The 8,701-nt window shown below is 48.5% G+C and carries 9 protein-coding genes and 1 tRNA gene; 2 read left to right on the forward strand and 8 right to left on the reverse strand.

The window, feature by feature from the left end:
* The 8 genes from HRU21_10165 to HRU21_10200 form a co-directional block, all read right to left on the reverse strand.
* On the reverse strand, positions 1-484 hold a 484-nt coding region (locus HRU21_10165), incomplete at its 3' end, for an urea carboxylase (protein ID NRA42654.1).
* On the reverse strand, positions 478-1,140 hold the full coding sequence (locus tag HRU21_10170) for a DUF1989 domain-containing protein (protein ID NRA42655.1): 663 nt from the start codon (positions 1,138-1,140) through the stop codon (positions 478-480). The genes HRU21_10165 and HRU21_10170, both read right to left, overlap by 7 nt.
* Positions 1,137-1,868 carry an urea carboxylase-associated family protein gene (locus HRU21_10175; protein NRA42656.1) on the reverse strand — a complete coding sequence of 244 codons (732 nt, stop codon included), beginning with the start codon at positions 1,866-1,868 and terminating at the stop codon, positions 1,137-1,139. Before HRU21_10175 ends, HRU21_10170 begins: the two co-directional genes overlap by 4 nt.
* A 302-nt stretch (positions 1,869-2,170) precedes the next feature.
* A complete protein-coding gene (locus tag HRU21_10180; GenBank protein ID NRA42657.1) occupies positions 2,171-3,073 on the reverse strand; it encodes an ABC transporter ATP-binding protein in 903 nt (300 codons plus the stop codon).
* Complete coding sequence (locus HRU21_10185) at positions 3,073-4,035, reverse strand: ABC transporter permease (GenBank protein NRA42658.1); 963 nt, start codon at positions 4,033-4,035, stop codon at positions 3,073-3,075. The genes HRU21_10180 and HRU21_10185 overlap by 1 nt, the downstream gene beginning before the upstream one ends.
* Before the next feature lie 46 nt (positions 4,036-4,081).
* Positions 4,082-5,065, reverse strand: a complete 984-nt coding sequence (locus HRU21_10190) for an ABC transporter substrate-binding protein (protein NRA42659.1) — start codon at positions 5,063-5,065, stop codon at positions 4,082-4,084.
* 537 nt (positions 5,066-5,602) lie between these two features.
* Entirely contained in the window at positions 5,603-6,448 is an 846-nt protein-coding gene (gene fghA / locus HRU21_10195; protein NRA42660.1) for an S-formylglutathione hydrolase, read from the reverse strand.
* 12 nt (positions 6,449-6,460) lie between these two features.
* Positions 6,461-7,570 (reverse strand): S-(hydroxymethyl)glutathione dehydrogenase/class III alcohol dehydrogenase, encoded by a 1,110-nt coding sequence (locus tag HRU21_10200; protein ID NRA42661.1) that lies wholly within the window; start codon positions 7,568-7,570, stop codon positions 6,461-6,463.
* Between the two features lie 177 nt (positions 7,571-7,747).
* Between HRU21_10200 and HRU21_10205 the strand changes: the two genes are divergently transcribed.
* Together HRU21_10205 and HRU21_10210 are read left to right on the forward strand one after the other, a co-directional pair.
* A tRNA-Arg gene (locus HRU21_10205) sits at positions 7,748-7,824 on the forward strand.
* Between the two features lie 323 nt (positions 7,825-8,147).
* Positions 8,148-8,519 (forward strand): hypothetical protein, encoded by a 372-nt coding sequence (locus HRU21_10210; GenBank protein ID NRA42662.1) that lies wholly within the window; start codon positions 8,148-8,150, stop codon positions 8,517-8,519.
* Positions 8,520-8,701: the final 182 nt, after the last annotated feature.

Below are 8,701 nucleotides of genomic sequence, written 5' to 3' on the forward strand. Positions count from 1 at the left end.
CACCGGCGGTAGATTTAAGCATGACCGGATAGCCAATAAGCTCAGCCTGTGCCAGGGCATCATCCAGCTGTGTCAGCAGGTCGCTGCCGGGTAATAAAGGACAATTGGCACGCTGAGCCAGCGTGCGAGCAGTATGTTTTAAGCCAAAGGCTTGTATTTGTTCGGCGGTGGGGCCAATAAAGCTAATCGACTGTTGCTCGCAGGCGGACACGAAGGCTGGGTTTTCACTCAGAAAACCATAGCCAGGGTGAATCGCATCAATCTTATGCTGTATGGCAAGCGCGAGAATAGCATCGATATTGAGGTAGGTTTCTGCTAAGGGTCCATCACCTAACGGTAGTGCTACATCAGCCAGCTGTACATGCAAGCTGTCACGGTCGGCATCGCTGTAAATCACATAGCTACGTATGCCGCGTGCTTTAAGCGTGCGTAAAATTCTTACCGCAATGGCGCCGCGGTTAGCAATCAAAACGCGTGCTAGCATGCTGACCTCCAGCTTTCCTGCTGCCAGCTATAAAGCGCGATTGGCGTGGGATTATAAGCATTGCAGGGGTTATTTAACTGCGGGCAGTTGGAGATCAGCACTAGGATATCCATGTGCGCTTCCAGTTCTACATATTTGCCCGCATCGCTAATGCCATCGGCAAAGCGCAGGCCGCCCTCAGCAGTAACCGGTACATTCATAAAAAAGTTTATATTGTGGGCGATATCGCGTTTGTTCATGCCCAGCTGTTCATGTTGTGCTAACGCTAACAGCCAGCTGTCACGACAGGCATGCATGCATTTTTTTTCTAGGGCATAGCGGACCGTATTTGACTCAGTCGCACAGGCACCCCCGAGCGTATCGTGGCGGCCACAGGTGTCGGCAACAATACTCAGCATGGCCTGATTGTCGTTTGACATCAGCACCGAGCCTGCGCTCAGATATACATTGCCCTGTGCACGAATGGTATCCATCATGCTGTAACGCTCGCGTTTATCTTGCGCGCTATAGAACAAGGTATCGACCGCTTGGTTGCCATGCAAGTCGACAATCCGAAATCTAGAGCCTGCACTGATTTCACCGATAAAATAATCGCCAGCGTCAACCAAGTGATGCTGATCGGCCGTGTCGCAATTGAGTGGGCTGGTTTTAATCATGAGGACACTCCGGTTTGCATCGCATTGAAAAAATCGGTGTTCTGTTTACCGCGCTGATTTTCGGCGCAGGCATCCAGGCAAACATCATCTGCAGCGATCGCGGGTGCATCGAAAATTTGATATTGAATCGCTTTGCGCGGGTAGGGCTGGGCCTGATTCAAAGGATGTGGGCAGCTGTGAAAGACCACCAGCGTATCCATCTCAAAACGAAGCGTCACTGAACGGCCTGCTTGATCTTGCTCGGGGCAGAACAGCAATTGGCCATCGTCGTCGGTGCGGACTTGGCTAAACCAATTCACATTGGCCGCCATGTCACGCGGGCCAAGACCATATTTACCTAGCTCAACCAAAAACGCATCGTAACCATTCTGATGCCACTGATTGCGCGCCTCTTGGTAACTTTTTTTGCCCCAGCGCTCTGCCACAAGCTCGGCGTTAGCGTTGCCGCAGACGGTATCGTGCCAGCCACATTCGTCGTCAATGATTGAGCAAAAAATGCGCCCCATATCGGAATATAAGCAGTGGCCGCGCGTCAGTTTAAAGGTGTGTTGACACTTTAAGGTATCGGGCGCGTTGTAACGCTCAAGGGTATTTCGCGGGTTATAAAACAGCATGCCAATATTAGCACCGCCGTACAGATCGATCAGTTTCAGGGCTTTGCCCTGAGCAATAACCATCGACCAATGGCTGCCGCCATTAATACGTTCATCCATATCGTATGCGCTCATGATGATCTCCGAGAATATAATCGATTAAATTCCACTCGCTGAGTGAATGGGGTGAGAGCTTTAGCTAGAACTAAAACTTTAGCTAAAACTAGCGCTAAAATAAGAACTAGAAAACTGAATAAATGCTGGCCCCAAGGGCCAAATACGGTAGGGCTAAGACTAAGGCATGACTGTTGCAACATGATCACTAGTTGCGGGTCGTCCCGTGTAATATTGACTGACTGGGTCGTCCCAGCCAGGGGTGAATAAACGTAGTGTGAATAAATCAGCTGTAGATGCATTAGCTGTGAATAACAAAAGACTCATTCCAGCACCTCAATATCGTCGCCTTTGGCGGTCAATTTAATCATCGAGACGCCGTCGTCGTCCTGCGCGTTTGGCGGATGAATTAACTGCTCTAAATGCTGTTTCAGCGCTAAAAACTCGGGACTTAAATATTGGCTATGTTGCCGCGGTCTGGGCACGGCAACCTCAATCAATTCCTGTGTTTCACCGGGGTGTGCTTTTAATACTAAAATGCGATCGGCTAAAAAAATCGCCTCGTCCAAATCATGGGTGATAAACACAATGCTGATGTCGATGTTTTTCCAAATCTCTAACAGATTGCTTTGCATTTTGGCGCGGGTCTGCGCATCCAGGGCAGCAAAGGGTTCGTCCATCAGCAGTAACTGTGGCTGACTGGCCAAGGCTCGTGCAATCGCTACACGCTGTTGCATGCCGCCAGATAATTGATGCGGGTAGCTATTAGCAAACTTAGCTAAACCCACCATCTCAACCCATTGCATGGCCTCGGCCCGCGCGCTGCGTTTTGATTGGCCCTGCATGCGCAAACCAAACATCACATTTTCACAAACGCTAAGCCAGGGGAATAAAGTATAGCCTTGAAACACCATACCGCGATCGGGCCCAGGTTCGGTTTTGACTTGCCCCGATAATAACACTTGCCCAGTGGTTGGTGTCTCAAGACCTGCCAGAATACGAATCAAGGTCGATTTGCCGCAGCCAGAAGGGCCAACAATGCATAAAAACTCGCGCCGATAGGCCGATAGTTGAATGCCTTTTAAGGCTTCTACCGTGCCATTATGGCTGCTAAAGGTTTTGCCAATATCTTTCAGCTCAAGCATTACCTCGCGCTGCTTCAGTTGCTCAAAGCGCGCTTTGACTGAGTCGGATTGGGTTTTGTAATAAGGTAAATCCAGCTGCATTAGGCCTCCGTCTGACTGCGTTGCCAGGGGAACAAGCGCTTGGCCAATAAGGCCAGCAGCATATCGCTGAACAGGCCAATAAGACCAATCATAATGATGGCGGCATAAACATTATCAAAGTTTTTATAACGCGCTTGCTGGGTAATAAACCAGGTTATGCCCGAAGACGTGCCAATCAGCTCAGCAACGATCAAATAGGTCCAGGCCCAGCCCAGCAAAATGCGCAGGTCTTTGTACAAGTCGGTGATAATGCCAGGAATAATCACTTTAAATAATAACTGCAAACGTTTCGCACCTAGGGTGAGTGCTGCTTCAACTAAAGCCGGGTCTAATTTGCGGGTGGTGTTGGCGACCACCAAAACTTGTTGAAAAAACGTACCAATAAAAATAATGGCAATCTTAGGGCCATCGTGAATGCCCAAAATAGCCACTGCCAGAGCGCCAAACGCAGGTGCCGGCAGATAGCGAAAAAATTCAATAAAAGGCTCGCTCAATTTCGAGATTAATAAATAGCTGCCGCATAATATCCCCAGTGGCACACCCACCAGAGACGATAGAAAAAATCCCCAAAAAATGATTTGTATGCTGTGCCATAAGCTTTGATGCAGCCATTGCTCACTGCGACGTTTGGGTTCGGTGGTAAAGGCCTTATAAAAGGCGCTGGCTACCTGATGCGGAGCAGGCAGATATACTGGGTTAGCGCGATAGCCCTGCGGCGCGACCAGATTGGCGTTTTGCGCTTGTTCTAGCTCTTTATTAAATACGGCGCGATCAACCAGCATGCCGGTCTGAAACCAACTAACACTGCCGGGATCGGTAATCGATACCTTGGGATGCCATAGAAAAGGCAAGTAGCTAAAGGCTGACCATATCAGCAGCGGTAATAAAAATGAGCAAGCCGTCACCGCCAAGCGTTGACGCGAGGTTAAGGTATTACTGCTTACCACGGGACGGTTACTCATGCGTTGCTCTAGCGACTAACGTTAAGGAAATAAATCGTATTTGTCGTTAGAGTTCTTCAGTTAGTGATGAATCAATATAATCGACCGCTTTCTGTGAGTCTTTGTAAACCTCATACTTCACATTAAACGCATCGGCAACTTCGGTTGAACCATAAAGAGAGCCGAATCCATCAGCCGCAACAAATGCAGCTTTAGCTTCTGAAAGGCTAAGAATTTTAGTGCCAGAAATAATCGGTGCATATTCCTCTGCGCTTAAACCTACTCGCGCAGCCATAATGCTAATGGCGTCAGCGCTGGTTTTTGGGTCGCTAATATAGTCGACCGTTTTATACCAAACTTTCACCACTTTCATCCAGTCAGCACGACGCGCTGCCAAAGAACTAGGGCTAACCGCTAACACATCATAGATTAATCCAGGGGCATCGGCTGAAGAATAGATAGCAGTTGAGCCAGGCACCTGCTTCAAGGCTTGACCAGAGTTTGGCTGCCAAGCAACAATTGCGGCAACGTCACCGGAGGCCAACACTTGCGGTGTCTCGTTAGTTGGAACATTGACCAATTCAACATCGGCTTCTGTTAAGCCTGCTTTTTCTAATGCTTCCAACAGCATTAAGTGACCGACAAAGCCAATTTCAACGCCGACTTTTTTACCTTTTAAATCGGCAACCGATGCGATGCCAGGCTTGGCAACAATCATGTCATTGCCATTTGAGAAATCGTTGATAATGACCATGATACCTTTGCCACCGGTGGCGCCAGTAACCAATGTATCACCGTTAGTCATGGGAACGGCGTCCAATTTGCCAGCGGCAAAGGCATCCATAGAGGCGACGTAATCGAACCATTCAAATTCGACATCAACACCTGCTTCTTTAAACCAGCCTTTTTCAATCGCGACTTCCCAAGCAACCCAGCCAGGCCAGTCAGAATAACCAATTTTAAGGGGTTCGGCTGCATGCGCAGCAAGAGAGAGATTGCTGGCCAAAATTAACACAGCTAAATTTTGGAACAACGTTTTAAATGAAAACATAATGACCTCCAAAGTAGGATTAGGTTAACGTGAGAGCATTCATCGGCAAAAAGGCGATGCGTCTCCCGGGCTTTTATCCCTCCGTGTAACCTTAAAGAAGGTCGACCACTCTCGGACCAGACACTTTTATAGATCTAAAAGTCGGAACCCTAGTGATACTATTGTCGTTATGTAGTTTAGCCGTTAGGCCAAATGATTGCTCTCACAATCAGTGCAGATGTTTCAATAAACGTGCCAATCATAGATTTAGACGTATTTTATGGCTTTTTCATCTTTTACTCAGCTATAAGACCCACGGCTTGATACAGAATGGTACCTGGCTGCACCAAAATATAGCTGTTATCGGCAATGTCGCTTGCAGCTAAGTCAGTCAGAATGAGCTACTTGATTAATAAGCTAGTTAAGAAGTGAAATGCTTTGGCTGATGCGTTCTGCTAACTGAGCAAGCAATATGATGAATTTCAAAATGTCACTTAATTCATGCTGACAAAAACTTCAACCAACTACACGCTACAAACCGCTAGCACTGCTAGCGCTCTAGGGCTTCAGATGCTCAGCGTGAAAGGCGATATGCTCGCCAATAAAGCTACTGATAAAGAAATAACTATGATCATAGCCAGCGTGTTCACGATAGCGTAGGGCATAGTGATTAGCCTCGGCTGCCGCGACGAAATTCTGCGGCAATAATTGCTCTGCCAGAAACTCATCATCGCCACCCTGATCAATAAGAATCGGTAGCCGTGGCGCGTCATCAGCATAATGCGCCATCAAGTGGCAGCTGTCATAGGCCAGCCAGCTGTCTTGCTGGTCACCTAAATACTGACTAAATGCCTTCTTTCCCCAAGCGCAGTTAACGGGGTTCACGATGGGGCTAAAGGCAGATATGGCGCGGTAGCGCTGAGGATTTTTTAACGCAATGTGCAGTGCGCCGTGGCCGCCCATCGAGTGGCCACTAATGCTGCAGTTATCGCCAATACCAAACTCTGCCTTCAGCAGTGCCGGTAATTCAGTGACAATATAGTCGTACATGTGATAATGGCTTGACCACGGTGCTTCGGTGGCGTTTAGATAAAACCCAGCGCCCTGACCTAAGTCATAGGCTGCATCATTAGCCACCTGCTCGCCGCGCGGGCTGGTATCGGGTGCGATAATCACGATGCCGTGCTGCGCCGCATACAGCTGGATGCCAGATTTTTGCATCACATTCTCATCGGTGCAGGTAAGGCCTGATAAAAAATATAGGCATGGAGTTTGTGCCTGCAGCGTGACGCTGCCAGGAATATACATCGCAAACTGCATATCGCAGTGGTTAACTTCAGAATGGTGACGAAAGCGACGATGCCAGCCGCCGTGCTGCTTGTTTTCGCTAATTAACTCTAACATATAAGGTTTGCCTTAATATAAAATAACGCTGCGAATGCTTTTGCCTTGGTGCATCAAGTCGAATGCCTTATTGATGTCTTCAAGCCCCATGGTATAGGTGACCATCTCATCGATTTTTATCTCGCCAGCCATATATTGCTCAACATAGTCTGGTAGCTGGCTACGCCCTTTAACGCCGCCAAATGCGCTGCCGCGCCAGACGCGTCCGGTGACCAGTTGAAAAGGCCGGGTGGCAATTTCTTGCCCGCTACCGGCTACGCCGATAATCGTCGATTCTCCCCAGCCTTTATGGCAACACTCTAACGCTTGGCGCATGGTATTAACATTGCCTATACATTCAAACGAATAATCCACCCCGCCGCCGGTAAGCTCGACAATGACATCTTGAATTGGTAGGTCATAGTTTTTCGGGTTTACGCAGTCGGTTGCACCCATTAATCGGGCCATCTCAAACTTATCTTCGTTAATATCGACGACAATAATGCGCTCAGCTTTCGCCATGGCGGCGCCTTGAACCGCTGATAGGCCAACCCCACCCAAGCCAAAAATCGCCACCGTAGAGCCAGGCTCCACTTTGGCCGTATTGATCACTGCGCCAATGCCGGTAGAGATACCGCAGCCTAATAAACACACTTTATCAAGCGGCGCAGCCTTATTCACCTTGGCCACGGCGATTTCGGGCAATACGGTATATTCTGAAAACGTCGATGTGCCCATAAAATGAAACACCGGCTTACCATTTTTTGAGAAACGCGAGCTGCCGTCTGGCATCACGCCCTTGCCCTGAGTTTCTCGAATTGCCTGACAGAGATTGGTTTTGCCCGAGCGGCAAAATTTACATTCACCGCACTCAGGGGTATACAGCGGAATCACATGATCGCCAACGGCAACCGAAGTCACACCGGCGCCCACTTCTTCAACAATGCCGGCACCCTCATGGCCTAATACGCAGGGGAAGATACCTTCAGGGTCGTCGCCACTGAGGGTAAAAGCGTCGGTATGACAAACCCCGGTAGCAACTAAACGCACCAGTACTTCGCCAGCTTTTGGCCCCTCTAAGTCTAGTTCTTCGATTTCAAGTGGCGCATTCGCCTGCCATGCAACAGCCGCTGTGGTTTTCATAAGGATTCCTTACAGATGGTAAAAGAACAGTTTTACGTTAATGCCCAGCGATAAGCTTAAACCACGTCGCGATATTGTCGATAAATTGGCAAAATGCGGAATAACTGAGCCATGCAAGCCGAGCGGGGTGTAAAGCAGTGCACATCTGCAGCAGATGGTGCTATCATGCCGCACTTTCCGCCCCTAGCTCAGCTGGATAGAGCGTCGCCCTCCGGAGGCGAAGGTCAGAGGTTCGAATCCTCTGGGGCGGGCCATATTCAAGCTCTGCAATAAAATTTACTAAAAAGCTGTCTTGTTAACTTCTCAGTAAGCTAGTTTAAGGTCGTATTCGTCTTTCTACACATTGGCTAACGCTTGTTAACATTCATATCAAAAAACGCAGAATACATAGACCAATACCCGTGTTAAATGCCTCAAACCTTGATCACTCTGTCAGCTTTGTGGCTGACTGACAAATACACTGCCTATAAATCACGATTTATCGTGAATTAGTGCCGCAAATCAACGCCTAGCGCTTACCCCTTATGGCATAAATTGTTATGCTGTTGCGCGGTTATGATTTAAAAGGGGGATAACCATGTATAAACACACTTTAATGGCTTGCATAGCAGCCACCATGTTAGTGGCCTGTGGTGGCGAAGAGGCCGCAACTGAAGCACCGGCAACCACCGAAACAAGCGAAGCGGTTGAATCCGCTGCCGAGACCATGACCGTAGTTGAAACGGTTGAAGTGCTTGAGGTGAAAAATGCTGACGGTGAAACCGAGGCCGTGATCGTAGAAGACGTGATCGACGTGGTTAATGCCGAAGGTGAAGTCGTTGCAGAAGCGGTTGAAGTGGCGGTAATGCCGGTTGAAGAAGCGGTAGAGGAAGCTACCGAAAATGCAGCCGCCGCTGTTGATACAGCCACTGACGCAGCTGCTGATGCAGTTGAAGCAGTTACCGAGTAAGTCGTTAAAAACAACTAAATAAGCAACAGTATTAGCAAGGGCATGCACAAGCATAATATCGTGCCCTTGCAAAATGCTGAAACTATTAAGAGGCCTAAGGGCCTCTTTTTTTGTGCTACATCTTTCTATTGCACTATTGCACTACATCCTATTGCGCTTCATCTATTTTAACGCAACTGTTT

It is taken from the genome of Pseudomonadales bacterium (genome assembly GCA_013215025.1).
Taxonomy (GTDB): Bacteria; Pseudomonadota; Gammaproteobacteria; order Pseudomonadales; family DT-91; genus DT-91.